The organism is Streptomyces sp. NPDC034103 (genome assembly GCF_055575395.1).
Genome location: NZ_JBVISS010000005.1, coordinates 154,459 through 180,845, shown reverse-complemented (window position 1 = coordinate 180,845; position 26,387 = coordinate 154,459). Strand labels below are relative to the sequence as shown.

26 protein-coding genes are annotated in these 26,387 nt (G+C 70.9%); 17 read left to right on the top strand and 9 right to left on the bottom strand.

The features are described 5' to 3' along the window. Positions 1-117: 117 nt before the first annotated feature. Complete coding sequence (gene mce / locus ACZ56U_RS12565) at positions 118-558, bottom strand: methylmalonyl-CoA epimerase (RefSeq protein WP_469084019.1); 441 nt, start codon at positions 556-558, stop codon at positions 118-120. 148 nt (positions 559-706) lie between these two features. On the opposite strand from mce, the gene ACZ56U_RS12560 reads away from it, so the two are divergent. The 3 genes from ACZ56U_RS12560 to ACZ56U_RS12550 all read left to right on the top strand — a co-directional run bounded on the left by ACZ56U_RS12560 (position 707) and on the right by ACZ56U_RS12550 (position 4,349). Continuing rightward, a complete protein-coding gene (locus tag ACZ56U_RS12560) occupies positions 707-1,909 on the top strand; it encodes an acetyl-CoA C-acetyltransferase (protein WP_469084018.1) in 1,203 nt (400 codons plus the stop codon). Positions 1,910-1,944: 35 nt separating this feature from the next. Next, the gene (gene meaB, locus ACZ56U_RS12555) at positions 1,945-2,901 is read left to right on the top strand and encodes a methylmalonyl Co-A mutase-associated GTPase MeaB (protein WP_469084278.1); all 957 of its coding nucleotides are present in this window, start codon (positions 1,945-1,947) and stop codon (positions 2,899-2,901) included. Between the two features lie 188 nt (positions 2,902-3,089). Beyond that, positions 3,090-4,349 carry an MFS transporter gene (locus ACZ56U_RS12550; protein ID WP_469084017.1) on the top strand — a complete coding sequence of 420 codons (1,260 nt, stop codon included), beginning with the start codon at positions 3,090-3,092 and terminating at the stop codon, positions 4,347-4,349. A gap of 6 nt (positions 4,350-4,355) precedes the next feature. On the opposite strand, the gene ACZ56U_RS12545 is transcribed toward ACZ56U_RS12550, so the two are convergent. Beyond that, positions 4,356-5,033 (bottom strand): PepSY domain-containing protein, encoded by a 678-nt coding sequence (locus ACZ56U_RS12545; RefSeq protein WP_469084016.1) that lies wholly within the window; start codon positions 5,031-5,033, stop codon positions 4,356-4,358. Positions 5,034-5,178: 145 nt separating this feature from the next. Here ACZ56U_RS12545 and ACZ56U_RS12540 point away from each other — a divergent pair, with 145 nt between their 5' ends. Then, positions 5,179-5,847: a response regulator transcription factor gene (locus ACZ56U_RS12540; protein WP_469084015.1), complete on the top strand. Its 669-nt coding sequence runs from the start codon at positions 5,179-5,181 to the stop codon at positions 5,845-5,847. Continuing rightward, on the top strand, positions 5,844-7,292 hold the full coding sequence (locus tag ACZ56U_RS12535) for a sensor histidine kinase (protein WP_469084014.1): 1,449 nt from the start codon (positions 5,844-5,846) through the stop codon (positions 7,290-7,292). Before ACZ56U_RS12540 ends, ACZ56U_RS12535 begins: the two co-directional genes overlap by 4 nt. Here the strand turns inward: ACZ56U_RS12535 and ACZ56U_RS12530 are convergent, their stop codons facing one another. The 4 genes from ACZ56U_RS12530 to ACZ56U_RS12515 all read right to left on the bottom strand — a co-directional run bounded on the left by ACZ56U_RS12530 (position 7,293) and on the right by ACZ56U_RS12515 (position 9,943). Then, positions 7,293-7,769: a MarR family winged helix-turn-helix transcriptional regulator gene (locus ACZ56U_RS12530; protein WP_469084013.1), complete on the bottom strand. Its 477-nt coding sequence runs from the start codon at positions 7,767-7,769 to the stop codon at positions 7,293-7,295. A 95-nt stretch (positions 7,770-7,864) separates the two neighbouring features. After that, positions 7,865-8,662 (bottom strand): AIM24 family protein, encoded by a 798-nt coding sequence (locus tag ACZ56U_RS12525; protein ID WP_469084012.1) that lies wholly within the window; start codon positions 8,660-8,662, stop codon positions 7,865-7,867. Beyond that, on the bottom strand, positions 8,659-9,309 hold the full coding sequence (locus ACZ56U_RS12520; RefSeq protein ID WP_469084011.1) for an AIM24 family protein: 651 nt from the start codon (positions 9,307-9,309) through the stop codon (positions 8,659-8,661). The genes ACZ56U_RS12525 and ACZ56U_RS12520 overlap by 4 nt, the downstream gene beginning before the upstream one ends. 1 nt (position 9,310) lies before the next feature. Next, entirely contained in the window at positions 9,311-9,943 is a 633-nt protein-coding gene (locus tag ACZ56U_RS12515) for an AIM24 family protein (RefSeq protein ID WP_469084277.1), read from the bottom strand. Between the two features lie 231 nt (positions 9,944-10,174). Here ACZ56U_RS12515 and ACZ56U_RS12510 point away from each other — a divergent pair, with 231 nt between their 5' ends. From ACZ56U_RS12510 to glxA, 4 genes are all read left to right on the top strand, one after another. Continuing rightward, a complete protein-coding gene (locus tag ACZ56U_RS12510) occupies positions 10,175-10,522 on the top strand; it encodes a DUF3817 domain-containing protein (RefSeq protein WP_469084010.1) in 348 nt (115 codons plus the stop codon). Further along, the gene (locus ACZ56U_RS12505; protein WP_469084009.1) at positions 10,519-10,812 is read left to right on the top strand and encodes an MTH1187 family thiamine-binding protein; all 294 of its coding nucleotides are present in this window, start codon (positions 10,519-10,521) and stop codon (positions 10,810-10,812) included. The genes ACZ56U_RS12510 and ACZ56U_RS12505 overlap by 4 nt, the downstream gene beginning before the upstream one ends. Before the next feature lie 405 nt (positions 10,813-11,217). Next, positions 11,218-12,984: a glycosyltransferase family 2 protein gene (locus tag ACZ56U_RS12500; protein ID WP_469084008.1), complete on the top strand. Its 1,767-nt coding sequence runs from the start codon at positions 11,218-11,220 to the stop codon at positions 12,982-12,984. A gap of 3 nt (positions 12,985-12,987) precedes the next feature. Then, entirely contained in the window at positions 12,988-14,943 is a 1,956-nt protein-coding gene (gene glxA, locus ACZ56U_RS12495; protein WP_469084007.1) for a radical copper oxidase GlxA, read from the top strand. A gap of 4 nt (positions 14,944-14,947) precedes the next feature. Here glxA and ACZ56U_RS12490 read toward each other — a convergent pair whose 3' ends face one another. Together ACZ56U_RS12490 and ACZ56U_RS12485 are read right to left on the bottom strand one after the other, a co-directional pair. Beyond that, entirely contained in the window at positions 14,948-15,940 is a 993-nt protein-coding gene (locus tag ACZ56U_RS12490) for a glycoside hydrolase family 6 protein (protein ID WP_469084006.1), read from the bottom strand. Between the two features lie 98 nt (positions 15,941-16,038). Beyond that, the gene (locus ACZ56U_RS12485; RefSeq protein WP_469084005.1) at positions 16,039-17,043 is read right to left on the bottom strand and encodes an ArsR/SmtB family transcription factor; all 1,005 of its coding nucleotides are present in this window, start codon (positions 17,041-17,043) and stop codon (positions 16,039-16,041) included. A 113-nt stretch (positions 17,044-17,156) separates the two neighbouring features. Between ACZ56U_RS12485 and ACZ56U_RS12480 the strand changes: the two genes are divergently transcribed. The 4 genes from ACZ56U_RS12480 to ACZ56U_RS12465 all read left to right on the top strand — a co-directional run bounded on the left by ACZ56U_RS12480 (position 17,157) and on the right by ACZ56U_RS12465 (position 21,166). Next, positions 17,157-18,419 carry an MFS transporter gene (locus ACZ56U_RS12480; RefSeq protein ID WP_469084004.1) on the top strand — a complete coding sequence of 421 codons (1,263 nt, stop codon included), beginning with the start codon at positions 17,157-17,159 and terminating at the stop codon, positions 18,417-18,419. 47 nt (positions 18,420-18,466) lie between these two features. Next, complete coding sequence (locus ACZ56U_RS12475; RefSeq protein ID WP_469084003.1) at positions 18,467-18,976, top strand: MarR family winged helix-turn-helix transcriptional regulator; 510 nt, start codon at positions 18,467-18,469, stop codon at positions 18,974-18,976. Between the two features lie 68 nt (positions 18,977-19,044). Continuing rightward, on the top strand, positions 19,045-19,383 hold the full coding sequence (locus ACZ56U_RS12470) for a DUF3817 domain-containing protein (protein ID WP_469084002.1): 339 nt from the start codon (positions 19,045-19,047) through the stop codon (positions 19,381-19,383). A gap of 82 nt (positions 19,384-19,465) precedes the next feature. Further along, positions 19,466-21,166, top strand: a complete 1,701-nt coding sequence (locus ACZ56U_RS12465) for an acyl-CoA mutase large subunit family protein (RefSeq protein ID WP_469084001.1) — start codon at positions 19,466-19,468, stop codon at positions 21,164-21,166. Positions 21,167-21,190: 24 nt separating this feature from the next. Here ACZ56U_RS12465 and ACZ56U_RS12460 read toward each other — a convergent pair whose 3' ends face one another. After that, positions 21,191-21,817 carry a TetR/AcrR family transcriptional regulator gene (locus ACZ56U_RS12460; protein ID WP_469084000.1) on the bottom strand — a complete coding sequence of 209 codons (627 nt, stop codon included), beginning with the start codon at positions 21,815-21,817 and terminating at the stop codon, positions 21,191-21,193. A gap of 217 nt (positions 21,818-22,034) precedes the next feature. Here ACZ56U_RS12460 and ACZ56U_RS12455 point away from each other — a divergent pair, with 217 nt between their 5' ends. The 4 genes from ACZ56U_RS12455 to ACZ56U_RS12440 all read left to right on the top strand — a co-directional run bounded on the left by ACZ56U_RS12455 (position 22,035) and on the right by ACZ56U_RS12440 (position 26,315). Further along, positions 22,035-23,015, top strand: coding sequence for a tetratricopeptide repeat protein (locus ACZ56U_RS12455; RefSeq protein ID WP_469083999.1), 981 nt, complete (start codon positions 22,035-22,037; stop codon positions 23,013-23,015). Positions 23,016-23,679: 664 nt separating this feature from the next. Next, positions 23,680-24,315 (top strand): DUF6230 family protein, encoded by a 636-nt coding sequence (locus ACZ56U_RS12450; RefSeq protein ID WP_469083998.1) that lies wholly within the window; start codon positions 23,680-23,682, stop codon positions 24,313-24,315. Between the two features lie 118 nt (positions 24,316-24,433). Next, positions 24,434-25,003, top strand: coding sequence for a DUF6114 domain-containing protein (locus ACZ56U_RS12445; RefSeq protein ID WP_469083997.1), 570 nt, complete (start codon positions 24,434-24,436; stop codon positions 25,001-25,003). Continuing rightward, a complete protein-coding gene (locus ACZ56U_RS12440; RefSeq protein ID WP_469083996.1) occupies positions 24,993-26,315 on the top strand; it encodes a hypothetical protein in 1,323 nt (440 codons plus the stop codon). Before ACZ56U_RS12445 ends, ACZ56U_RS12440 begins: the two co-directional genes overlap by 11 nt. Positions 26,316-26,387: the final 72 nt, after the last annotated feature.

The window sequence follows — 26,387 nt, the reverse complement described above, 5'->3', positions numbered from 1 at the left end:
GACGCTCGTCCCCCGCAAACCCGGACCCCGGCGCGGTCCTGCCGATAGAGGCAGGACCCGGTCGCCCTGGGTGGAGCGGCGACCGCCCCCAACCCTACCGGCCCATATGTACGAGGGTCAGTGCTCAGGTGACTCAACAGGGGCCGAAGTGACCAGTTCTGTCAGTACGCCATGGCAATCCTTGGGGTGCAGGAAGGTGATCCGTGACCCCATGGAGCCGCGCCGGGGCTCGTCGTACAGAACGCGTACGCCCTTGTCGCGGATGTCCGCGGCCTCCTCGTCGACGTTCGCCGTGCCGAAGGCGATGTGGTGCACGCCCTCGCCGTTCTTGGCCAGCCACTTCGCGACGGTGGAGTCCTCGCGGGTGGGCTCCAGGAGCTGGAGGTAGGTGGCGCCGCCGTCGGACGTCTCGTTGATCTTGAGCATGGCCTCGCGCACGCCCTGCTCCTCGTTGATCTCGGAGTGGTACACCTCGAAGCCGTAGGTGGCCCGGTAGAACTCGACGGTCCTGTCCAGGTCGAAACAGGCGATCCCGATGTGGTCGATTCGCGTCAGCATGGAATTCAGTGCAGCGCTCCGGAGGTGGTTACGCAACGTGCGCGCGATCACACCGACGGCCCGGTGACGGCACGGAGTGCCACTCAGTACATTCGAAGTAAACCCTCGTTCACTCCTCAGCTGTGCAGCTGAAAGGGGATCGCACCTCATGTCTGGTTCGAACAGCACGACGTCCGTGATCGTCGCGGGTGCCCGCACCCCGATGGGACGGTTGCTCGGCTCCCTGAAGTCCTTCTCCGGAGCCGACCTCGGCGGCTTCGCGATCAAGGCCGCCCTCGACCGTGCGGGGATCGGCGGCGACCAGGTGCAGTACGTCATCATGGGCCAGGTCCTCCAGGCCGGGGCGGGACAGATCCCGGCCCGCCAGGCCGCGGTCAAGGCCGGCATCCCGATGGGCGTGCCCGCGCTCACCATCAACAAGGTCTGTCTGTCCGGCCTCGGCGCGATCGCGCTGGCCGACCAGCTGATCCGCGCGGGCGAGTTCGACGTGATCGTCGCCGGCGGCCAGGAGTCCATGACCAACGCGCCCCACCTGCTCCCGAAGTCCCGCGAGGGCTTCAAGTACGGCGCCATCGAGATGCTCGACGCCATGGCCTACGACGGTCTGACCGACCCGTGGGAGAACATCCCCATGGGCGAGTCGACCGAGAAGCACAACACCCGCCTCGGCATCCAGCGCGCCGAGCAGGACGAGATCGCCGCCCTGTCCCACCAGCGCGCCGCCGCCGCCCAGAAGAACGGCCTCTTCGAGGCCGAGATCACCCCGATCGAGATCCCGCAGCGCAAGGGCGAGCCGGTAGTCCTCAGCAAGGACGAGGGCATCCGCGCGGAGACCACCGCGGAGTCCCTGGGCAAGCTGCGCCCGGCGTTCACCCGCGACGGCACCATCACGGCCGGCACGTCCTCGCAGATCTCCGACGGTGCCGCCGCCGTGGTCGTGATGAGCAAGGCCAAGGCGCTGGAACTGGGCCTGGAGTGGATCGCCGAGATCGGCGCCCACGGCAACGTGGCGGGACCGGACACCTCGCTGCAGTCCCAGCCGTCCAACGCGATCCTGCACGCCCTGAAGAAGGAGGGCCTGGACGTCTCCGACCTCGACCTCATCGAGATCAACGAGGCCTTCGCCGCGGTCGCCGTGCAGTCAATGAAGGACCTCGGCGTGTCCACCGAAACGGTGAACGTCAACGGTGGTGCCATCGCCCTGGGCCACCCGATCGGCATGTCCGGCGCCCGGCTGGTGCTGCACCTGGCGCTGGAGCTGAAGCGCCGCGGCGGCGGGATCGGCGCGGCCGCGCTGTGCGGCGGCGGCGGTCAGGGTGACGCGCTCATCGTGCGGGTACCGAAGGCCTGAGTTCCCGTACGTTCTTCCAAGTGAACGGAGCTGTGATGCAGGACGTCTCCTCTCTGGTGGCCCAGGCGAGGGAGGGCAGGCCGCGTGCCGTGGCCCGGCTGATCTCCCTGGTGGAGGGGGCGTCCCCGCAGCTGAGGGAGGTCATGGCGGCGCTGGCCCCGCTCACGGGCAACGCCTACGTCGTGGGTCTCACGGGCTCGCCGGGCGTCGGCAAGTCCACCTCGACCTCCGCGCTGGTCACCGCGTACCGCAAGCAGGGCAGGCGGGTCGGTGTCCTGGCCGTCGACCCGTCCTCGCCGTTCTCCGGCGGCGCCCTGCTGGGCGACCGGGTGCGCATGTCGGACCACGCCTCCGACCCCGGCGTCTACATCCGCTCCATGGCCACCCGCGGCCACCTCGGCGGCCTCGCCTGGTCCGCCCCGCAGGCGATCCGCGTCCTGGACGCGGCGGGCTGCGACGTGATCCTGGTGGAGACCGTCGGCGTCGGCCAGTCCGAGGTCGAGATCGCCTCCCAGGCCGACACCAGCGTGGTCCTGCTCGCCCCGGGAATGGGCGACGGCATCCAGGCCGCCAAGGCCGGCATCCTGGAGATCGGCGACGTCTACGTCGTCAACAAGGCCGACCGCGACGGCGCCGACGCCACCGCCCGGGAGCTCAACCACATGCTCGGCCTCGGCGAGTCCCGCGGCCCCGGCGACTGGCGCCCCCCGATCGTGAAGACGGTCGCCGCCCGCTCCGAGGGCATCGACGAGGTCGTCGAGGCCCTGGAGAAGCACCGCGCCTGGATGGAGGAGCGCGGCGTCCTCGCCGAACGCCGCCGGGCCCGCGCCGCCCGCGAGGTGGAGACCATCGCGGTCACCGCCCTGCGCGAACGCATCGGCGACCTGCACGGCGACCGGCGACTGGACGCCCTGGCGGAGCGGATCGTCGCCGGTGAGCTGGACCCCTACCGGGCGGCGGACGAACTGGTGACGGGTCTGACGCAGGGCTGAGGCCGGGCGAGGTCGCCGCGGGACCGGCGGTTCGCCCCCGTCGTGGTCAACTCCGGCGCCGCCTTGGTACGTTGATCCCCATGTTCCTCCTCATGGCATAGAGCGCACCCGTGCCCGCGACCGCCCGACGGCCGTCGGCGCGGCACTTCGGTGTCCCTCGCCCCTGCCTCCCGTAGAGGAACCTCTCCATGCCCGCGCCCTCGCGGCGGCCCTCGTACGCCGCCGTGCTCCGTGTTCCCCATGCCCGCCGGACGTTCCTGTCCGCTCTCGCCGGCCGGCTGTCGTACGGGATGATCCCCCTCGCCCTGATGCTCGCCGTGACCCGGGCGACCGGGTCGTACGCCGTGGCCGGTGTGGTGATGGCGCTGTTCGGCGCCTTCGTCGTGCTGCTGTCGCCCTACCGGGCGGCGCTGGTCGACCGGTACGGCCCCCGGCGGGCCCTGACCCCCATGGCCCTGCTGTACGCCGCTCTGCTGGGAGCCCTCGCGGTGCTGACCCGGCAGCCGGGCGCCTCCGCGGTGGCGCTCGGGGCGGCCGCCGCCGTCACGGGCGCCTGTGCGCCCCCGCTCGGTCCCGCGATGCGCGCGGTGTGGGGCGAACTCCTCGCCGACCGGCGGCTGGTGCAACGCGCCTACAGCCTCGACGGCGTCGCGGAGGAACTCCTCTACGTCATGGGCCCGTTGCTGGTCGGCGCCGTGATCGGTCTCGCCTCACCGGCCGTCGGAATCCTGCTCGGCGCCCTCCTCGTCGCGGCGGGCACCCTCGCCTTCGTCGGCTCGCCCGCGGTCACGGCGGTACGGCCCGCCGGGCACCCCGCGTCACGGACGTCCGGGGGCGGTTCGCCGCCGAGCGGCGCGCTGGTCCAGCCCGTGGTCGTCGTGGCCGGCCTGGGGCTGTCGCTGGCCGCGGTCGACCTGCTGGTCGTCGCCTTCGCCGCGGACCGGCACCAGGGCGACACCACCGTCGCCTGGATCCTCGCGGCCCTGTCCGCCGGCAGCGCGGTGGGCGGCCTCCTCAACGGCGCCGTCGACTGGCGGCTGCCCGCCCGGGTCCGCCTGACGCTGCTCTCGGCGGGCCTGGGCCTCACCCTGGCCGCCGCGGGCCTGGCCCCCGGCACCGGCACCCTCGCCCTGGCGGCGGCCCTCGCAGGGATGTTCGTCGCGCCGGCCCTGACGACGGCGTACCTGATCGCCGACGAGGCCGCCCCGCCGGGCTTCCGCACCCAGGCCGGTGCCTGGGTCAACACGGCCGTGAACGCCGGGAGCGCGACGGGCGCGGCGACGGCGGGACTGCTCGTCGAGCGGCTGCCGCCGGGGGCGTGCTTCGCGGCGGCCGGGGCGGCCCCGGTGACGGTGGCGCTGGTCGCGGCCCTGGCCGAGGCGCGGCGAGGCGGCCGTACGCCGGTGCGTACGGCCGCCTCGGCCTCGGCTGACACGAGCCTGTCGTGAGGCGGGTCAGGCCTCGTCGTCGTCCGCGCGGTCCGCGGTGACCTTGCCGCTGGTGAGGTCGACCCGCCAGTCCTGGTCGGCCTTGCCGGAGGCGGCGCGGGTCTCCACGTCCCAGGCCCGCGAGGCGCCGTCGTCGTCGAGGTCCACGGAGGTCACGGTGCCCTTGGCGGCGGCGGCCCGCGCGGCCTCGGCGGCCGTCACCGAGCTGCCCTTCAGGGCGGCCCGCACCTCGGCGGTGTCGTCCTCGCTCTCGGTGTGGGAGCCGAGGACCTTGCCGGTGGCGGGGTCGATCAGGACGCTGTGCCAGGTGTCGCCCTTGCCCAGCACGTCGACGTCCCACACGACCTTGCCGTTGTCGTCCTGGTCGTCCAGCTCGGCGGAGACGGCGGTGCCCGGGGCGCTCCTCAGCGCGGCCGCGATCGCGTCGGCGGCGCTGACATCGCCGCTCGCGACCGCCACACGGTCGTCGTCCCGGCGGTCCTCGGCGGCGTCGTTCGCGTCGTCGGCACGGTCGTCCGCGTCGTCCGCGTCGTCCGCGTCGTCGCGGTCGGCGGCCGGCTGCGCGGCGGCGCCGGTCGGGCGGTGCGCCGTCGTCTCGTCGTCGCCCGCGGCGAAGGCCGCGACGGTGCCGCCGGTGGCCAGGGCCGCGGCGGTCAGGGTGGCGATGACGATGTTGCGCTTCATGAGGGGTTCCTTCCCATTCGATCGTTTTCGCTGGATTGTCAGCGATTCGCTCGCTTTCGACGTCAACCACCCTCGCCGACCGACGCTGAGGGGAACCTGAAGTCACCTGAAGGGATCTTCAGCTTGGTTTTGGGAACCTTGGGGCATGCGCCTGTTGATCGTGGAGGACGAGAAGCGGCTGGCCCTGTCGCTCGCGAAGGGTCTGACCGCCGAGGGGTACGCCGTGGACGTGGTCCACGACGGCCGGGAGGGCCTGCACCAGGCCACCGAGGGGACGTACGACCTCGTGATCCTCGACATCATGCTGCCCGGCCTGAACGGCTACCGGGTCTGCGCCGCCCTGCGCGCCGCCGGCCACGACGTGCCGATCCTGATGCTCACCGCCAAGGACGGCGAGTACGACGAGGCCGAGGGCCTGGACACGGGCGCCGACGACTACCTCACCAAGCCCTTCTCCTACGTCGTCCTCGTCGCCCGCGTGAAGGCGCTGCTGCGCCGCCGGGGCCAGGGCGGCGGCGCCTCGCCCGTGCTGACGTACGGCGATCTCAGGGTCGACACCGCGGCCCGCCGGGTCTTCCTCGCCGATACCGAGGCGACGCTCACCGCGAAGGAGTTCGCGGTCCTGGAGCAGCTCGTCACCCGCGCCGGCGAGGTCGTGTCCAAGGCGCAGATCCTGGACCACGTCTGGGACTTCGCCTACGACGGCGACCCCAACATCGTCGAGGTCTACATCAGCACCCTCCGGCGCAAACTGCGCTCCGGGCTCATCACGACCGTCCGTGGCGCCGGGTACCGGCTGGAGGCGGACCGATGAGAAGGCTCTTCGGCTCCGTCCGCGCCCGGGCGACCCTCGGTGCCACGCTCGTCGTCGCGGTCGCCCTGGTGGCGGCGGGGGCGGCGGTGCTGCTGTCGCTGCGGTCCAACCTGGTCGACCAGGCCGGCAACAAGGCCGAGCGCGAGGCGCAGAACGTGGCCTCGGAGCTCGCCGCCGGGACGCCGTACGCCCGGCTGGAGCTGAGCGACGACCTCCCGATCCAGGTCGTCGACGCCAAGGGGGCGCTGGTCGCGGCGAGCGACGGCCTGGAGCGGATCAGCGGCACCGACACCGACGAGGTGACGGCGCGACGCGGCAGCGGCGACACGGCCGGTACGGGCGACACGAGCGGCACCGGCGGCGACTCCGACGACGACGCGGACGAGGCGGGCGACGGCACCGAGGCCCCGGAAGCCCCCGAGATCGGCGAGGCGGAGTTCACCGACGGCACCGCGACCCTGGACGGCCAGAGCGAGGACTACCGGTTCGCCGCCGTCCCCGTGGAGACCAAGGACCGGGGTGACCTGACCGTCTACGCCGGCGGCTCCCTGGACGCCGAGCAGGATGCCGTGGACACCGCGACCACCGCCATGCTGATCGGCTTCCCGCTGCTCCTCGCCGTCGTGGCCGCCGTCACCTGGCTCGTCACCCGGCGCGCGCTGCGCCCCGTCGAGGGCATCCGGCGCGAGATGGCCGCGATCACCGCCTCCGAGGACCTCGCCCGCCGCGTGCCGGAGCCGGACACCCACGACGAGGTGGCCCGGCTCGCCCGCACCACCAACGAGACGCTGGCCGCGCTGGAGACCTCCGTGGAGCGCCAGCGCCGGTTCGTCGCCGACGCCTCGCACGAACTGCGCAGTCCCATCGCCTCGCTGCGCACCCAGCTCGAAGTGGGCGCCGCCCACCCGGAGTTGCTGGACGTGCCGGGTGCGGTCGAGGACACCGTACGGCTCCAGCGGCTCGCCGCCGATCTGCTGCTGCTCGCCCGCCTGGACGCGGGGGAGGCGCCCGGGGTCAAGCGGCTCGACCTCGGTGAGGTGGCGCGGCGGGAGGCGCGGGGACGCGACGGGGTCACCGTCGAGGCGGCGGCCGTGGAGGTGGCGGGCTCGCGGAGCCAGTTGGAGCGGGTGATCGGCAATCTGCTGGACAACGCGCAGCGGCACGCCCGGTCGGCGATCGCGCTGAGCGTGCGCGCGGACGGGGCGTGGGCGGTCGTGGAGGTCGCCGACGACGGTGACGGGGTGGCCGAGGCCGACCGGGAGCGGATCTTCGAGCGGTTCGTACGGCTCGACGAGGCCCGCAGCCGGGACGACGGCGGCGCCGGTCTCGGGCTCGCCATCGCCCGTGACGTCGCCGCCCGCCACGGCGGCACGCTCACCGTCGGCGACGCACCGGCGGGCGGAGCCCTGTTCGCGCTCCGCCTGCCGCTCGCCCGGCCGTCGTGATCAGGGGCGTCCGCGCTGCCCGCGCAGGTGCTCCGCGATCGGCTTGAGGGACTTGTCGAGCTCCACCATGGACTCGGGGTCCAGCAGGTCGATGAAGTGCCGTCGCACGGACGCCACGTGGTGGGGCGCGACCTTCTTCATCGTCTCCATGCCGTGCTCGGTGAGGACCGCGAACAGGCCGCGGCGGTCCGACTCGCAGTTCTCCCGGCGCACCAGGTTCGCGTTCTCCATGCGCGTGATCTGGTGGGAGAGGCGGCTCTTGGACTGGAGGGTGGCGGACGCGAGGTCGCTCATCCGCATCCGCACGTCCTCCGACTCGGAGAGATTCACCAGAATCTCGTAGTCGTTCATTGTCAGGCCGAACGGCTGGAGGTCCTTCTCCAGCTGGTACGTCAACAGCCTGTTGACCTCCAGGTGGGTGCGCCAGGCGCACTGCTCCGCATCGGTCAGCCAGCGCGTGGCCGTCTCGGTCTCCATGAATGAAGTCTACCTAAGAAGTTGAAAGGCGAACTAGTGAGGGTTGTCCGGTGACGGCGTGCACACGTTCGACGTCACACTCCGCAGACTACCGCTCACAGCCCGAAGCGACGCTGGAGGTCGCCCAGCTGTCCGGGAAGGCGCGGTGTGCCCGCGGGCTGTGAAGGGCCTGTGGAGGGCACCCCGGAACCAGGCACTCCGGCCTGCTGCGGAACCGCCCCCGTGGCCTGCTCCGCCATGAGTGCCTCGGAGGACTGAAGCAGCACGGTGCCGGCTCCTATGAACTCGAACTGGTGCTCCTCCCCAGAGGCCCCGCCGAGGCCTGTCATCGCACGTAGACCGCCCATCAGGCCGGCCAGGTAACCGTGGTCGTAGTGATGGCACGGCGACGGGCAGTCGGCCCAGCCGACCAGCGCCTGCGGGTCCACCCGGATCGGGGGTTCCATGAACACCACCGGACCGTTGGATGCCGCCACGAACTTTCCGGTTCCGATCAGGGTCAGAAAACCCGGCACGATCGATTGTTTGAGGGCGAGACTTGGCTGAAAAGCGAGCAGGTTGCCTGAGCGAATGGTCAGGTTGCCGTCTTCCAAGTCATACGAATTCACGTCGAAGGCCCGGTCGGCGAGGAGCATCTTGCCCGAGCCCTCGGCCACGACCCAGTCGCTCGCGTGCAGAGGCGAATGGAAGGACGTACGGACAAGTCGGTCGAGTCGCCCATGCCCGACGCCGTTGAAGTCGATCGAGCCGTAGTAGGCGATCATCTTCCCCTTCTGGAGGAACCACTGGCTCCCTTTGAGCTCCACGCAGAAGGTGTAGTTGTTCACGTTGTCGTCGGACGGCAGGGTCGCGGGGTCGTGGACGGTGGGGCCCGCGCCCGGGTAGGTGCTCACAGCTTCTCCTCCGACGCCTGGACGAACACCGATCCGTGACCGCTCAGCTCCAGCTGGAAGGCCTCGCCGGAACCGCGGCCCACCATGTCCCGCCAGCCGAGCGCGGTGGACAGTTTGTTGCGGACGTCGCCGTGGTGGGCGACATAGGCCTGGGGGTCGACATGGACCGGGCGCTGCGGGGTGATGGGGAGCTCGATGACCCCGCCGTGCGCCATCACGGCGACCGAGCCGTGTCCCTTGAGGGTGGTGGTGAACAGCCCCTGACCGCTGACCTGGCCACGGACCATGCCCATGACGCCGCCCTGGGAGCCCAGGAACATGGTGCCCTGCTCCAGGGTGCCCTCGAAGGCGAGGAGGCGGTCCGCCTCGACGTAGAGGGTGTCACCGGTGAGCGCGATCACCTGGACGTGGTGGCCGCCGTGCCCGAACAGCACGGTGCCGTTGCCCTCGACGGTCATCAGCGGGGTCGACTCGTTCGCCACCCGGCGTCCGATCATCGACATCAGTCCGCCCTGGCCGCCGGACACGTTGGGCGTGAAGGACACCTCGCCCCGGTAGGCGAGCATCGCCCCGCGCTGGCTGAACAGCCGCTGCCCGGGCGCGACGGTCGCCTCGACCATCTTCGAGTTCAGCTCACGGAAGGCCATGTCACACATCCCCCGCGATCGTGTTCCGCTCGCTGGGCTGGACGTACACCAGGCCGTCCCCCTCGAAGCGGATCTGGAAGGCCTCGCCGCCGCCCTCGCCCATGAAGGTGCGGAACGTGACACCGGACTGGAAGGACTGCCGCAGGTTCCCCTGGTGCGCGATGTAGGCCCCCGGGTCCACGCTCAGCGGGTACTGCGGGCTGACCCGCAGCACCACGGCCGGCCCGTCCGAGGTGATCGCGGCCTGGCCGTGCCCCTCGACGGTCGTCGTGAACAGTCCGTTGCCCTGGGTCGCGCCACGCAGGCCCGTGAACGTCGTGCCGGTCCGCAGGCCGCCGTCGGTCGCGAGCAGATTGCTCGACTCCACGTACAGCTTGTCCCCCTGGAGCCCGACGAGGTTGATCTCGGACGCGCGATCGGCGAACCAGCAGGTCCCCTGCCCCCTCACCTCCATCACCGTCATCTGCTCACCGGTGATCCGCCGGGTCACCATCCCCCGGATGCCCTCACCGCCACCGCTGAGCTTCTTGAACGCCATCTGTCCGTCGTACGCGACCATCGAGCCGTTCTTCGCCTTCACGGCGTCCCCGGTCATCTCGACGGCGAGCACCTTGCTGCCTTGAAGTCGGAACATCGCCACGCTGTGAAGGTAGCTCGCCGAAAGCAGTTGCCGACAGGGCCTGTGGGTGGAGACGGACCCTGATCGCACCCCTAGGGGCTCTCAGCGGGGACGCCCCGCACGCGCGCTCCTCGACGAGTCGGTCACCCACCCCCCACTCTGGTGGCAGTCAGCCGTTTGCCACAATGGACAAACGTTTGTGCACGCATTCACAAAGCGTCGACGCCCCTCCACCGAAGGTGACCCGTGGACCTCAAGACCGCCAGCGCCCTCCGCCGCCTCCGCCTCGTCTCCGCCCCCGAGGCGGTCTCGTTCCTGCTCCTGCTCGTCTGCTCAGTTTTGAAGCGGACCACGGACTTCAACGCGGTGCCCGTGATGGGCATGGTCCACGGCGTCCTCTTCGTCCTGTACGTGATCTTCTGGGCCGACGCCTGGAACCGCACGAAGTGGCCGCTCGGCACCGCCGCCCTCTACTTCGTCCTCTCGGTCCTGCCCACCGGCGGCTTCTTCGCCGAGCGCAAGCTCAAGCGGGAGGCCGAGGACGCCGTCATCGTCTCCCGCGCCCGTCAGGAGCAGGCGGTGAAGACCTCGTGATCGTCGCCTTCTCCGTCACCCCGCTCGGGGTCGGCGAGGACGTGGGGGAGTACGTCGCCGAGGCGGTCCGGGTCGTGCGCGCGTCGGGTCTGCCGAACCGTACCGACGCGATGTTCACCTCGATCGAGGGTGAGTGGGACGAGGTGATGGACGTCGTCAAGCGCGCCGTCGCCGCGGTCGAGGCGCGGGCCCCGCGCGTGTCCCTGGTGCTCAAGGCGGACATCCGCCCCGCGGTCACGGACGGCCTGACCTCCAAGGTGGCGACGGTGGAACGACACCTGGCCGAGTAGCCCGACCCCCCGCAAGCCGACGAACCCCGGTCCCGCGCGGACCGGGGTTTTCTCGCGCCCACTGATTGAGCGATCGCTCAAAAAGACGTGCGGCCGGTCCCACGTACCGCCACCGGCGCCACGGCGGGAAGGGGACGTACCGGGGGGTGCCCGCCCGCAGTGTCGGGCGTCCGACCGACGGCACAGCTTGGTCCCACGGCTGCGCCCGACCGAGGACGGACACCCCCCGGTGCGGCCCCGACCCCCCACGCACCGCGGAGGCGCAACGCGCACCCCCACCCACAAGCCACAGGCCGCCGCAGGCACAGGCGCGCACCCCCACCCACCTGGACCCTCCCAGTTCGACACGCCCAAGAATCTCCACTTTTGTGGGGATATCGGCACGTTCGATCACTGGAGGACGCTGTGCGGCCGGAGGGCTACGACTACGACACCCACAGCCGACTGGCCGGACCGCTCACCGAGCCGGCCGCCGCGAACTACCGAGTGCAGTACACCTCGCTCCTGGCCGCCGAGCCCCACCGAATACGCGCCATCCTGCTGATGACCCTCGCGCCCCTCCTCACCGGCGCCCTGCTCGTCTACCTCGTCTGGCCCACCCACTGGGTGGAGCGCGAGGGCGGCGACACCTGGATGGTCGGCCTCGACATCACGATGCTCATAGCCATCGGCCTCATCGAGCTGTTCATGGTCGTCAACGTCGCCTCCGTGGCCCACGCCACCCTCGTCGCCCGCGACCCCGTCCCGGTCACCCCGCAGGCCGGCGTCCGCGTCGCCTTCCTCACGACGTACGTCCCGGGCAAGGAGCCCCTGGAGATGGTCCGCGCGACCCTCGAGGGCGCGACGAGGATCACCCACGACGGCCCCCTCGACGTCTGGCTCCTCGACGAGGGCGACGACGAACAGGCGAAGGCGCTCTGCGCCGAGCTCGGCGTCCGCCACTTCACCCGCAACGGCGTCCCGGAGTGGAACCGCCCCAAGGGTGTCCACAAGGCCCGCACGAAGCATGGCAACTACAACGCCTGGATCGCCATGCACGGCGACGACTACGACCTCTTCGCCTCGGTCGACACCGACCACGTCCCGCTCCCCAACTTCCTGGAGCGCATGACGGGTTACTTCCGCGACCCGGACGTCGCCTTCGTCGTGGGGCCGCAGGTGTACGGGAACTACCACAACCCGGTCACGAAGGCGGCCGAGTCCCAGCAGTTCCTCTTCCACGCACTGATCCAGCGCGCCGGCAACCGCTACCGCTCCCCGATGTTCGTCGGCACGAACAACGTCGTACGGATCGCGGCCGTCAAGCAGATCGGCGGCCTGTACGACTCGATCACCGAGGACATGGCCACCGGCTTCGAACTGCACCGCCACCGCAACCCCGCCACACGACGCCACTGGCGCAGCGTCTACACGCCCGACGTGCTGGCCGTGGGCGAGGGCCCGGCCTCCTGGACGGACTTCTTCACCCAGCAGATGCGCTGGTCGCGAGGGACGTACGAGACGCTCTTCAAGCAGTACTGGAAGGCCCCGTTCACGATGCCCCCGGGCCGGCTCTTCTCGTACACGCTGATGCTGGTCTACTACCCGATGACGGCCGTCAACTGGTTCCTCGGGATCCTCAGTTGCTTCCTCTTCCTCTGGTTCGGCGCGTCCGGCACCCAGGTCGCGGCCTCGGTCTGGCTGATGCTCTACAGCGACGCCGCCGCGCTCCAGATCGGCCTCTACCTGTGGAACCGGCGGCACAACGTCTCGCCGCACGAACCCCAGGGCTCCGGCGGTCTCGCGGGCATGGCGATGTCGGCGCTCTCCGCGCCCATCTACCTCAAGTCCCTCGGCGAGGCCCTGATCCGCCGCCCCAGCCGCTTCGTCGTCACCCCCAAGGGCAGCGACGTCAGTCCCGACCGGCTGCTCACCTTCCGCATCCACCTCTTCTGGGCGGCCGTGCTCGCGACCTCGCTGGTCGCCTCGGTCGTCCTGGACCACACGCATGTGGCGATGCGCACCTGGGCGGTCCTGGCCATGGCGCTGTCGCTGGCCCCGGTGGGGGTGTGGCTGTCCACGCGGGTGAAGGAGCGCCAGGCCCTCCGCTCCCGGGCCGCCGCCCCCCGCCCCGTGGACGGCGCCGAGCCCGCCCTCGCCACCACCTCCAGCACCACGACAGGAGGCAACTAGGTCATGGCCTACCAGCCGTCACAGCGCACCAAGAAGACCGTTCTCGGCATCGGCGGCATCGCGATCCTTGTCGGTCTGAACGCTCCGGCCGCGCTCGACTTCGTCGGTGACACGTACCACGCGTACAAGATCGCGCAGCCCGAGTACAAGGCGAAGTACGGCAGTTGGAGCCAGATCGACATCCCGGAGGAGTTCCGGACCAACGCCATCCACGCGGCGCTCCTGCACACCGGAAAGGTCCTGATCGTCGCGGGATCCGGCAACGAGCAGAAGAAGTTCGACGAGGGCTCCTTCGATACGATCCTGTGGGACCCGGCCGCCAACACCTTCAAGAGGATTCCCACGCCGGACGACTTCTTCTGCTCGGGGCACGCCCAACTCCCGGACGGCAGGCTCCTGGTGGCTGGCGGTACGGCCCGCTACGAGCTGCTGGACGGTGAGATCGACCGGGCCGGCGGCGGCATGCGGATCAAGAACGAGAACCCCGACAAGGCGGTGTTCCTGAAGAAGGGCACCCGCTTCCGCTCGCCCGCCGGCGTCGAGTACGTCAGCCGCTTCGACGTGACCGTCCCGAAGGCGAAGAAGTCCTTCAAGGTCACGTACAACGCCCGCGGTGTGATGCAGCCCTGGAAGACGAGGGTCAAGGCCGCCGAGGCGCGCGTGTTCGTGGAGGCCGTGGAGAAGGGCCCGATGTCCGTCACCGAGAACCGGGCCCAGTACGAGGTGGTGGGCCTGACCGGGAAGGACGCGGCCAACACCTACGGGCTGTCGGAGAAGATCACCTTCGACAAGCAGGACTTCCAGGGCATCCGCGCCGCCTACGAGTTCGACCCGGTCGCCGAGAAGTACATCCCGGTCGACCCGATGGACAAGGCCCGCTGGTACCCGACCCTGGTCGGCCTCGACGACGGCCGGGTGCTGGCGGTCTCCGGCCTGGACGACGTGGGCGTGATCGACCCGGGCGACAACGAGATCTACGACCCGAGGACCAAGAAGTGGTCACGCGGGCCCAAGCGGTACTTCCCGACCTACCCCGCACTCTTCCTCACCCAGGGCGGCAAGCTCTTCTACCCGGCCTCCAACGCCGGTTACGGGCCCGCCGAGGCGGGACGCGAACCGGGGCTGTGGGACCTGAAGAACAACACCTTCGAGCCGGTACCCGGTCTGCGGGACGCCGACGAGACCGAGACCTCCGCCTCCCTGCTCCTGCCGCCCGCGCAGGACCAGAGGGTGATGATCCTCGGCGGCGGAGGCGTGGGCGAGTCGAGGAAGTCGACCCCGCGCACGGCCGTCGTCGACCTGAAGAAGGACAACCCGGTCTTCGAGGCCGGCCCCAACCTCCCGCAGGGCACGCGGTACCTGAACAGCGTGATCATGCCGGACGACACGGTCTTCACCGCCAACGGCTCCGAGGACTACCGCGGCCGCAGCGCCAGCAACATCCTCAAGGCGCAGTTCTACGACACCAAGGGCAACGTCTTCCGGGAGGCCGCGGCCCCGACGGTCGGCCGCAACTACCACTCCGAGGCGCTGCTGCTGCCCGACGGACGGGTCGCCACCTTCGGCTCCGACCCCCTCTTCGACGACCAGCAGAACACCAAGCTCGGCCACTTCGAGCAGCGCATGGAGATCTTCACGCCGCCCGCCCTGCACCGCGCCGGCGACGACCGGCCCGTGCTGAAGGACGGACCGCGCGAGCTCGACCAGGGCCACCGGGTGACCTTCCGCACCGAGCACCCGGACCGGATCGCCGAGGCCCGGCTGATGCGACCCAGCGCGGTGACGCACACGACCGACGTCGAGCAGCGCTCGATCGAGCTCGGCGTCACCAAGAGCGCGAAGGCCGTCACCTTCGAGGTGCCGAAGGACACGAGCCTGGTGCCGCCCGGCTGGTACATGCTGTTCGTGACGGACGCGGACGGCACCCCGTCGAAGGCCCGGTGGATCCACGTGAAGTAGCGGGCTAGCGCGAGGAGTTGCGCGCCAGCCCGAGGGCGTACTCCGGCCACCACTGCCCGGCGTCCGGGCCACCGCCGCAGGTGCCGTCCGACTCGCCGGGCCGTTTGATCCACAGATAGGCGTCCAGGGCGGCCTCACCGGTGTCCGTCGTCGGCGGGGTACCCAGCGCCCGGCCGGGCGGGTTGCACCAGACGCCCGACAGCGGCCCGTTGCCGTTGCGGCTGCTGTCGATGACGAAGTGCTTGCCACCGAGGTCCGCGGCGAGCCGGCGCCCGTACTCCTTGGTGACGGCGTCGGTCTGGAAGTTGGAGACGTTCAGCGAGAACCCGTCGGCCCCGGCGACGCCCGCCCGCTCGAGCGGCTCGACCAGCTTCCCGGGGTCCTTGATCCAGGACGGGTTGCCCGCGTCCAGGTACACCTTGGTGTGCGGCTGCCGCTTGAGCCGGTCGATCGCCTCGCCGAGCAACTGCTCGCGCTCGGCGTGGTACTCGCCGGGTGTGCAGCCGTCCACGATGTGCGCGACCGCGTCCGGTTCGAGGACGACGAGCGCCTTGGCGTCGCCGAGGGCGTCGGCGAACTTCCCGATCCACTGCCGGTAGGCGTCCGCGTCCGCCGCCCCGCCGGCCGAGTGCTGACCGCAGTCCCGGTGCGGGATGTTGTACGCGACGAACACGGCCGTACGGTCCTCGGCGGTCGCCGACGCGGTGGCCGCCCGCACCGTCGGGCCCGGGTCGACCTCCCCGGCCGGCCACAGTGCGGCCGGCCGGTCCGCGATCTTGTGGAGCTGCGCCGCGTCCTGGGCGCGGCCCTGGCGCTGCCAGAGCTGGATCTGCTGGACGGCGGAGCTGTCGGGGTCGACCCAGAACGGTGACGTCGACGCCGTCTGCCTGCCGGCCGCGCCGGCGACGGAGGCCTCGTCGACGTCGGACGCGGACGAACAGCCCGCCGCGAGCCCGAGCGCCGCCAGGACCGCGAGGGTGTGGATCAGCCGGGGCATGCTGCTCCCTTGCGCGAGGGGATGACGTACGGTCACGTGGTCGACCGGCGGGTCGTTTTGACCGTGATGTTCCAGTCTGTCGCCCATCGTCACATGGATCACATGTCCGACCCCGGCGCGACACCGGGCCCCGACGCCAGCGCGATCCCGAGCGGCGTCCGCTCGTACAGCACCTGATGCCCGTACCGTCGCGCGGTCAGCAGTCCCGCGTCCCGCAGCACGGTCAGATGCGCGGACACCGACGAGGGGGCGAGACCGAGCCGGTGGGCGAGGCCGGTCGTGGAGGCGGGCTCGTCGAGCGCGGCGAGCACGGCGGCCCGGCCGCGTCCGAGCAGTCGTAGCAGCGCGTCGGGCGTACGGTCGTCGGGCTCGGCCCACAACCCGCCGACACCCCGCGCCGGATACACGAGGGTGGGCTGCCAGGGCGGGTCGAAGGTGCTGACCACGTCCGGCCAGATGAAGACGCTCGGCATCAGCACCAGCCCCTGCCCCCGCAGTCGTCGCTCGTGCGCGCCCCGGTGCTCCACGGTCAGCGTCCCGGCGTCCCAGCCGAACCGCCGGCTGATCTCCGGCAGCAGTCCGCCGAGCCCCACCTCTGCCAGCCGCCGCGAGTGGAAGGCGACGTCCGCCTCCAGCAGGGCGCGCAGCCGCGGCCAGTCCGGAGCGACGAGGGTGCGCCAGATCTCCTCCACCGCGTCCGACAGCTCCCTGACCATGCGTACCGGATCCCGCATCCAGGCCCGCGCGTGCGCGGACTCCAGCGCGCCGGGCGTGCACGCGAGCGACTTCTCGGTGTCCGCGCGGGCGGCCAGGGGATCACTCGCCCGTACGGCCGCGATCTCCTCCTCGAAGGTGGCGGCGGGCCCGATCGGAGGCGGCCCCAGCCAGTCCGGGGAGTGGCCGCGCCGGGGCATCAGCAGCCACAGCGGGGTGAGGTCCAGCGCGGCGGCGGCGGTACGGACCCGGCGCAGCCAGGGTGCGTGATAGCCGTGCCGGTCGGGCCGCTTGAGGGTGCGCACGACCTCCTGCGTCTCCCAGAGCGGCGAGATCGCGAAGCGGCAGCGGAGGAAGTCGTCCTCACCGAAGTGCAGTCGAGACGGCATGGGTGTCCTGGTGGCCGGGGGCGGGAGCCTGCGCGGGTCGGGAGGATTCGGGGAAGATTCGGCTGTGGCCGAAACTCTAGGCCGGGGGCGGCCCGCTCGGCACGCTGCTGCCCATGACGGACACCGTGACCGCGGCCCCGCCGCCCACCGGCTACGCCCGCGTTCTCGCCGTGCGCGAGTTCCGCGCGGTCTTCGCGGCGCACCTGCTCTCCCTGCTGGGCGTGGTCGTCAGCGAGATCGCCCTGTCGGTCCTCGTCTACGACCTGACCGGCTCGCCCCTGCTGAGCGCGCTGGCGTTCGCGCTCGGGTTCCTGCCGTACGTCGTCGGCGGCACCCTGCTCGCGGGGATCGCCGACCGCTTCCCGGCGCGGCGGGTTCTGGTGGTGTGCGACCTGGTGTGCGCGGTGTGCGTGTTGCCGATGGCGGCGCCGGGCGCGGGCATCGCGCCGCTGCTGGCCCTGCGGTGCGCCCTGGCGCTGGTGGCGCCGGTGTTCCAGGGGACGCGGATGGCGACGCTGGCCGACATCCTCGGGGACGGCGACCTGTTCGTGCTGGGCCGCTCGCTGCTGAGGATCGTGTCGCAGAGCGCGCTGCTGGTGGGGTACGGGCTGGGCGGGCTGCTGCTGACGGTCGTCGCGCCGCGGCACGCGCTGCTGATCACGGTGGGCACGTTCTGCGTGTCGGCGGTGCTGCTGCGCTTCGGGACGCTGCGGCGGCCGGCACGGGCGCGGACCGGGGGCGCGCTGGTGACGGAGTCGCTGAGAGGCGCGCGGCAGGTGCTGGCGAACCGCAGGGTGCGGGTGCTGCTGCTGTTGTTCTGGGTGCCGCCGATGTTCTCGGTGGTGCCGGAGGCGCTGGCGGCGCCGTACGCCGACGATCTGGGCGCGGGCTCGGTGGGGCTCGGGCTGCTGATGTGCGCGCTGCCGGTGGGCACGATCGCCGGTGAGCTGTGGGCGGGCGCACGGCTGAAGCCGGCCGCACGGGAACGGATCGCGCTGCCGCTGGTGTCCCTGACCCTCCTGCCGTACGTGGCGTATCTGCTCCACCCCGGACTCGCGGTCTCCCTGGCGCTCCTGCTGCTGTCGGGGGCGGGGTCGGCGTACACGCTCGGCCTTGACCAGTGGTTCGTGCGAGCTGTGCCGGAGGAGTTGCGGGGGCGGGCGATGACGCTGCTGACGGCCGGGCTGATGACGATCCAGGGCGTGGGGATGGCGCTGGCGGGGGTCGCGGCGGAGTTCGCGGGGGTCGCGTGGACCGTGGCGGGGGCGGGGCTGCTGGGGACGGCGTGCTGTGCGGCGCTGGCGGTGACGGCCCGCCGGAGCGAGGGGTCGCGCGCAGGGGTGCCCGAGGGGTGGACCGGTGGGGCGACCGAATGACAAGACGGGGCTGACCACGATGTGACCGGCCGGTAAGGTCTGTTGCCGTGCCGAAGCCCCTCAGTCTCCCCTTCGATCCCATCGCCCGAGCGGACGAGCTCTGGAAACAGCGCTGGGGAAACGTGCCGTCGATGGCCGCGATCACCTCGATCATGCGCGCCCACCAGATCCTCCTCGCGGAGGTCGACGCGGTGGTCAAGCCCTACGGACTGAGCTTCGCGCGCTACGAGGCCCTGGTCCTGCTCACCTTCTCCAAGGCCGGCGAGCTGACCATGTCCAAGATCGGCGAGCGCCTCATGGTCCACCCCACGTCGGTCACGAACACGGTCGACCGCCTGGTCAAGTCCGGCCTCGTCGACAAGAAGCCCAACCCCAACGACGGCCGCGGCACCCTCGCCGTCATCACCGACAAGGGCCGCGAGGTCGTCGAGTCCGCCACCCGCGACCTCATGGCCATGGACTTCGGCCTCGGCGTCTACGACGCGGAGGAATGCGCCGAACTCTTCGCGATGCTGCGCCCCCTCCGAGTGGCAGCCCACGACTTCGACGAGGCCTGAGGGGGCGCGTCGAGGGCCGCTCCGGGGTGCCGGAAGATCGTCTCAAACCGGCGGTTACGCTCGTACCCATGAAAAAGAGCGTGCTGACCCGCTACCGCGTCATGGCCTATGTCACCGGCGTGCTGCTCGTCCTGCTGACCCTCGGTGTCGTCGCCAAGTACCTGCTCAAGATGGACGGCGCGGACAGCTTCACGAGTGTCGTCGGCATCGCCCACGGATGGCTGTACGTCATCTACCTGGTCTTCGCCTTCGATCTGGGCTCCAAGGCCAAGTGGCCGGTCAAGAAGCAGCTCTGGGTGCTGCTCGCCGGCACCGTCCCGACGGCCGCGTTCTTCGTGGAACGCCAGGTCACGCGCGAGCTCGAGGCCCAGGTGGCGGTGGACGGCGCGGTCGTCGCCAAGGCGTAGCGCCCGGTAACACCACCGCCGCGATAGGGCTCGCGGCGGTTCACCGTCGACTTTTACTAGGACGTCCTAGTAAATTCGAAGCATGGACGCTGACGCCATTGAAGAGGGCCGCCGACGGTGGCAGGCCCGGTATGACGCCTCGCGCAAGCGGGAGGCCGACTTCACCACCTTGTCCGGGGACGCCGTGGAGCCGGTGTACGGGCCCCGGGCGGGGGATCGGTACGAGGGGTTCGAGCGGATCGGGTGGCCGGGGGAGTTCCCCTTCACCCGGGGGCTGTATGCGACCGGGTACCGGGGGCGTACGTGGACCATCCGGCAGTTCGCCGGGTTCGGGAACGCCGAGCAGACCAACGAGCGGTACAAGATGATCCTCGGCAACGGGGGCGGTGGACTGTCCGTCGCCTTCGACATGCCCACGCTCATGGGGCGGGACTCCGACGATCCGCGCGCGCTCGGGGAGGTCGGGCACTGCGGGGTCGCCATCGACTCCGCCGCCGACATGGAGGTGCTGTTCAAGGACATCCCGCTCGGGGACGTCACCACCTCCATGACCATCAGCGGGCCCGCCGTTCCCGTCTTCTGCATGTACCTCGTCGCCGCCGAGCGGCAAGGGGTCGATCCGGGGGTGCTGAACGGCACGCTCCAGACGGACATCTTCAAGGAGTACATCGCCCAGAAGGAGTGGCTCTTCCAGCCCGAGCCCCATCTGCGGCTCATCGGGGACCTGATGGAGCACTGCGCGCGCCGCATCCCCGCCTACAAGCCGCTCTCCGTCTCCGGCTACCACATCCGGGAGGCCGGGGCCACCGCCGCGCAGGAGCTCGCCTACACCCTCGCCGACGGGTTCGGGTACGTGGAGCTGGGGCTCAGCCGCGGGCTCGACGTCGACGTCTTCGCGCCCGGGCTCTCCTTCTTCTTCGACGCCCACGTCGACTTCTTCGAGGAGATCGCCAAGTTCCGCGCGGCGCGCAGGATCTGGGCGCGGTGGATGCGGGACGTGTACGGCGCCAGGTCCGAGAAGGCGCAGTGGCTGCGCTTCCACACGCAGACCGCCGGGGTCTCGCTGACCGCCCAGCAGCCGTACAACAACGTCGTCCGTACCGCCGTCGAGGCGCTCGCCGCGGTGCTCGGCGGGACCAACTCCCTGCACACCAACGCCCTCGACGAGACCCTCGCGCTCCCCTCCGAGCAGGCCGCCGAGATCGCGCTGCGGACCCAGCAGGTGCTCATGGAGGAGACCGGGGTCGCCAACGTGGCCGATCCGCTGGGCGGTTCGTGGTACGTCGAGCAGCTCACCGACCGTATCGAGGCCGAGGCGGAGAAGATCTTCGAGCAGATCAAGGAGCGGGGCCTGCGCGCCCACCCCGACGGGCGGCATCCCATCGGGCCCGTCACCTCCGGCATCCTGCGCGGGATCGAGGACGGCTGGTTCACCGGCGAGATCGCCGAGTCCGCGTTCCAGTACCAACGCGCCCTGGAGAAGGGCGACAAGCGGGTCGTCGGCGTCAACGTCCACCACGGGTCCGTCACCGGCGACCTGGAGATCCTGCGCGTCAGCCACGAGGTCGAGCGCGAGCAGGTGCGGATGCTGGGCGAGCGCAAGGCCGCCCGGGACGACGCCGCGGTGCGCAGGGCCCTGGACGCCATGCTCGCCGCCGCCCGGGACGGCTCGAACATGATCGAGCCCATGCTGACCGCCGTACGCGCCGAGGCCACCCTGGGCGAGATCTGCGGGGTGTTGCGCGACGAGTGGGGCGTGTACACGGAGCCGGCCGGCTTCTGAGCGCGACGGGCGGCCGCGGCGGCCTCAGTCCGCCGCGGCGCCGGCGAGCCCCAGCACCAGCACCCGGGTGAACCCGCGCACCCACTCCTCGTCCGCCGGTTCGGAGCTGACCAGCGTGCGGTGCACCACCGCCCCGGCGACCACGTCGAAGATCAGGTCGACGGTCCGGGCGGACTCCGCGGGGTCGGTGTCCGGGGGGAGTTCGCCCCGGCGTTCGGCACGCGCCCGGCCCTCCAGGACCAGACGCTTCTGCCGCTCCACGATCGAGCAGCGGATGCGCTCGCGCAGCGCGTCGTCGCGGATCGACTCGGTCACCACCGCCATCAGGCCGCTCTTCGCCTCCGGGCGGGCGAGGATCGCCGCGAACTGCAGCACCACGCCCTCGATGTCGGCGGCGAGGGTGCCGCGGTCGGGGAGTTCCAGCTCGTCGAAGAGCTCCGCCACCGCGTCGACGACCAGTTCGTTCTTGCCCGGCCAGCGCCGGTAGAGCGTGGTCTTCGCCACGCCCGCCCGCGCCGCCACGTCCCCCAGCGTGAGCTTGGACCAGCCCAGCTCCACCAGTGCCTGACGGGTCGCCCCGAGGATCGCGGCGTCCGCGGTGGCGCTGCGGGGGCGTCCGGAGGCCCGTGGGGCGGGAGCGCGGCTCTGCATCCCACGACGATAACCGCCGGTTCCGCCGCGGCCGGGTGAGAGAGATCACCGGCACCGGGTACCCGGAAGGCACCCGGTGCCATTACGCTACGACTCGTAGCGAAACCACTGGCGTGGGGTGGGGACCCGGCGCCGAACAGCACACGGTCAGACCCGGCATGAGCACCGGCCGGGGGTATGCGGCACATGGGGCGCGCGGACGGGGGAGGATAGACGCATGCAGCCACGGAACATGTCCATGAGCGGAGTCGTCGACCTCGCCGCGGTGAAGGCGGCCCAGGAGGCCAAGGCGAAGGCGGAGCAGGCGCGCGCCGAAGCGGCCCGGCAGGGCGGAGGCCCCGGAGCCCTCTCCCCAGCCGATCTCGTCATCGACGTCGACGAGGCGGGGTTCGAGCAGGACGTCCTCCAGCGCTCCACCGAGGTGCCCGTCGTCATCGACTTCTGGGCCGAGTGGTGCCAGCCCTGCAAGCAGCTGAGCCCGGTGCTGGAGCGGCTCGCCGTCGAGTACAACGGGCGCTTCCTGCTTGCCAAGATCGACGTCGACGCCAACCAGATGCTGATGCAGCAGTTCGGGGTGCAGGGCATCCCGGCGGTGTTCGCCGTCGTCGCCGGGCAGGCGCTGCCCCTCTTCCAGGGGGCCGCCGACGAGACGCAGATCCGGCAGACCCTGGACCAGCTGGTGCAGGTCGCCGAGCAGCGCTTCGGCCTCACCGGCCTCGTGGTGGACCCGGACGCCGCGCCGGGCGCCGAGCGGGCCGCGGCTCCCGCGGTGCCGGCCGGACCCCATGACGCCCTGCTGGAGGCCGCCGTACAGGCCCTGGACGCGGGGGACTTCGGCGGTGCGGTGCAGGCGTACAAGAACGTGCTGAACGACGACCCGGGCAACTCGGAGGCCAAGTTGGGCCTCGCCCAGGCCGAGTTGCTCCAGCGCGTGCAGGGTCTGGACCCGCAGCGGGTGCGCGAGGAGGCCGCCGGGAAGCCGTCCGACGTGGCGGCGCAGATCACCGCGGCCGATCTGGATCTGGTCGGCGGTCATGTCGAGGACGCCTTCGGGCGGCTCATCGACACCGTGCGGCGCACGTTCGGTGACGACCGGGATGCCGTACGGGTACGGCTGCTGGAGTTGTTCGAGGTGGTCGGGGCCGATGATCCGCGGGTGGTCGCGGCGCGTCGGTCGCTGGCGCGGGCGCTGTTCTAGCCCGGTGTGCGAGCGGGGCGGGAGCCCCGTTCTGACCAGTCACTAAACGTCCGGGCCTGTGGTGCCCGAGTGAAGAAACCGCCCTTGAGGCGTCACAGCGGCCGCGCTTTACCAAATCTTGGTAATCGCGGCCGCTGTTACTACAAGTAAGTTTTGGACGTTGATCTGTCGGATTCTGTCCGATCATCAACATCTTTGTCCGCCCCCTTCGGGCCACCCTCAGTCGTCGGCCGAGACCGGCGGGTCGTTGTTCGGTTATCACGCCGTTACTACCGAGTAACGAAGCCCCTTGTGCGGGCGGCGAGAATGCACCACGATCGGCGACGCTCGGTCCATTCCCGTACCCCGACAGCCGGTCGGGCCGCGGGAACTCCTGGGTCCCCACCGAGCAGAGCCGGCAGCAGTGGTGCCGGCTCTTGGGCAGGGGGGTCTTCGCCTTCCGGTGAAGCCTGTCCAGCAAGGTTGTGCGTGATGTGTGCTTCAGGCGCGACCAGTGGTTGTCGCTCGGGGGTGATCGCCGGTGATCGGTGCGCGGTTCGCGCCTCCGAGTACGGGCGCTCCCCTTCCCGAGGACGTAGCGCTTCTCCCATCCCTGCCCGGCTGAGCCGTCATGTTCGACAGGCGTAGTCAGGGCCAGGAGATGTACGTCCGAGAAGGAGGAAATATGGAGTCCCAGGTGCGTGGCGGGACCAGATGGAAGCGGTTCGCCGTCGTGATGGTGCCCAGCGTGGCCGCCACGGCTGCGATAGGTGTCGCCCTCGCGCAGGGCGCTCTCGCCGCGTCGTTCAGTGTGTCGGGCCAGTCGTTCAAGGTGACCGCGGACAAGCTCGTCGGTACGGGCTTCTCCCAGTACGGCGCCCTTGACTCGGGGTACACCCTCGACGGCAAGAAGACGGCTCACCCCGTCGCGGTCTCGGCGTTCAAGTCGGCCTCGATCACCGGCATGTGCCAGTCCGTGGTCACGCCGAACATCCCGGTCCTCGGTTCCGTCAGCCTGATCCTGAAGGCGGGCGGCGGCGGTACTCCCGTCCAGGCCGAGAACCTGTACATCGACGTCCAGGACCTCGAGGCCGACGCGGTCTTCGAGAACATCGACATCGGTGTGGCCGCCAAGGACGCCAGCAAGGGTCCGGGCATGAAGGGCGGCAACGAGCAGTCCAACCCCTTCGGGTTCGCCCAGCAGGCCGACAAGGCCACGCTGAGCGACGTGAAGCAGACGGCGTGGGCGACCACCGCCGGCACCTTCAAGCTCAGCGGCCTGAAGATGTCGCTGTCGTCCGGTGTCAAGGAGTGCTACTAAGCACTCGCTGACGGGCGGGGGAGCCGGTGGCGCCCCCGCCCGTCCACTGTGAAGCGCGGTTCTTCACGTGCCGTACCCCTCACCACCACAGCAACGCCGCACCAGGGAGCTGTTTTCCATGAGCGCCGAGACTCCTGCCGTACCCGGCAATGATGAGCACTACATCCGGGTCGCCAAGCGGAAGTTCCGCGCCTGGCGGGGCGACCGGCCGTTCTGGGCCGGCCTGTTCGTCCTCCTGGGCGGAATCCCCATCGCGTACTTCCCTTACGCGCACCTGCAGATCGGTCACCTGACCCTGGCGATGGCCACCACCGCCGGCGCCGGTTCGCTGATCATCGGCGTGCTGCTGGTCGTCCTCGGCGTCAGCCTCTGGTTCCAGAAGCACGTGCGCACCTTCGCGGGCGTCGCGGCGATCCTGCTGGCCCTGGTGTCCATCCCCGTGTCCAACCTCGGCGGCTTCCTCGTCGGCTTCCTCCTCTCTCTCGTCGGCGGCGCGATGGCCGTGGCCTGGGTGCCGGGCGAGCCGGCGGCGCAGGAGCCGCTCCAGCAGGACACCACGGGCGTGGGCAACGCGCCCGCGGGTGCGGTCCCCACGCTCTCCAAGGACGCGTACGACGTCGGTGAGCCGAACGATCTGTCAGGAACGAGCCCGGCGAACGGGGCGAACGGGAGGCACAGTGCCGGCTGACGAGGTGACCCACGGAACCGATGTGGAGGTGTTCCGTGCGAGAACCGGGCCGCGCCATGCGGCGCCCAAGAAGCCGCTGTTCACCCGGTTCCACATGCCGGCCGGAAAGGCGATAGCCCTGGCGGCGATGCCGACGGCGGTCCTCATGGGGATGGGGTTCACGCCGACGCTCGCCAACGCCGAGGACCAGCCCGCCTCCAAGAGCCTGACGGCCGACGAGTACAAGGACTGTGTCGCGGCCCTGGAGGACGACGCGTCCGCGTCGCCCTCGCCGTCCGCGAGCGAGTCCGAGGACGACGAGGCGGAGGCGACGCCCTCGGCGACCGAGTCCTCCTCGAACGCGGACTCGGGATCGGACTCGGACTCGGGCTCCGGCTCGGGTGGCGGCTCCTCGTCGGATTCAGGTTCCGACGACGACGCCGAGCCCACGCCGACGCCCTCCGCCTCGGCCTCGGAGAGCTCCTCCGGTGGCTCCCAGTCCGGCGCCACCGCCACGCCCTCGCCCTCGGCCTCCGAGAGCGGCGGAAACGTGCTGGAGGAGATCGGCGGCGCCATCGAGGACATCTTCACCGGCGGTCAGGGCGCCACGCCGTCCGCGAGCGCCAGCCCGACGCCGTCGCCCTCGGCCTCCGCGTCCGAGGACAGCGGGGACGACGCCCCCGACGCCGTCAAGGACACCACCGACAAGGTCACCGACACGGCCGAGGAGACGGTCGAGGACACGTCCGACGCGACCGGCACGCCGTCCGAGGCGGCCGAGGACACCAAGGACGCGGTCGACAAGGCGGCCGAGGCGGCCACCGCCAGCCCGTCGCCCAGCTCCACCACGGACGTCGACGACTGCCCGGTCGCCACGGACGAGGAGGGCGGTGTCGACAACACCGTCCCGCTGCCCGACGACCCCTGGTCCCTGAACGCCAGCTCGCTGCTGCTGAAGGGCGCCGACTACAAGGGCATCGTCAAGGTGAGGACGGCCAACGGCACCACCAAGGAGGTGCTGAAGTACGTCATCTCCGACGGCACCGACATCGGCGACCTGCACCAGACGGTGAAGGACAAGCAGTCCGGCAAGACCTACCACGTGCAGGCGGCCAAGGGCTCGACGTCCACCATCCGCGGCGGCGACACGGTGATGTACACCGAGAGCATCTCCGGCAACCTGCTGGGGCTGATCCCGGTGACGTTCAGCCCGAAGAGCCCGCCGCCGCTGAACATCCCGCTGATCTACTTCACCAAGGTGACGGTCGTGCAGGCCGGCCAGTTCGGCGGCACCCTGCACGTGCCCGGGCTGCACAACTTCATCACCGACTGAGCGCCCCACGAAGCCCGTTCGGGAGCCGCGAAACGCCTGAGGGCGCCCCCTGATCCAGGGGGCGCCCTCAGC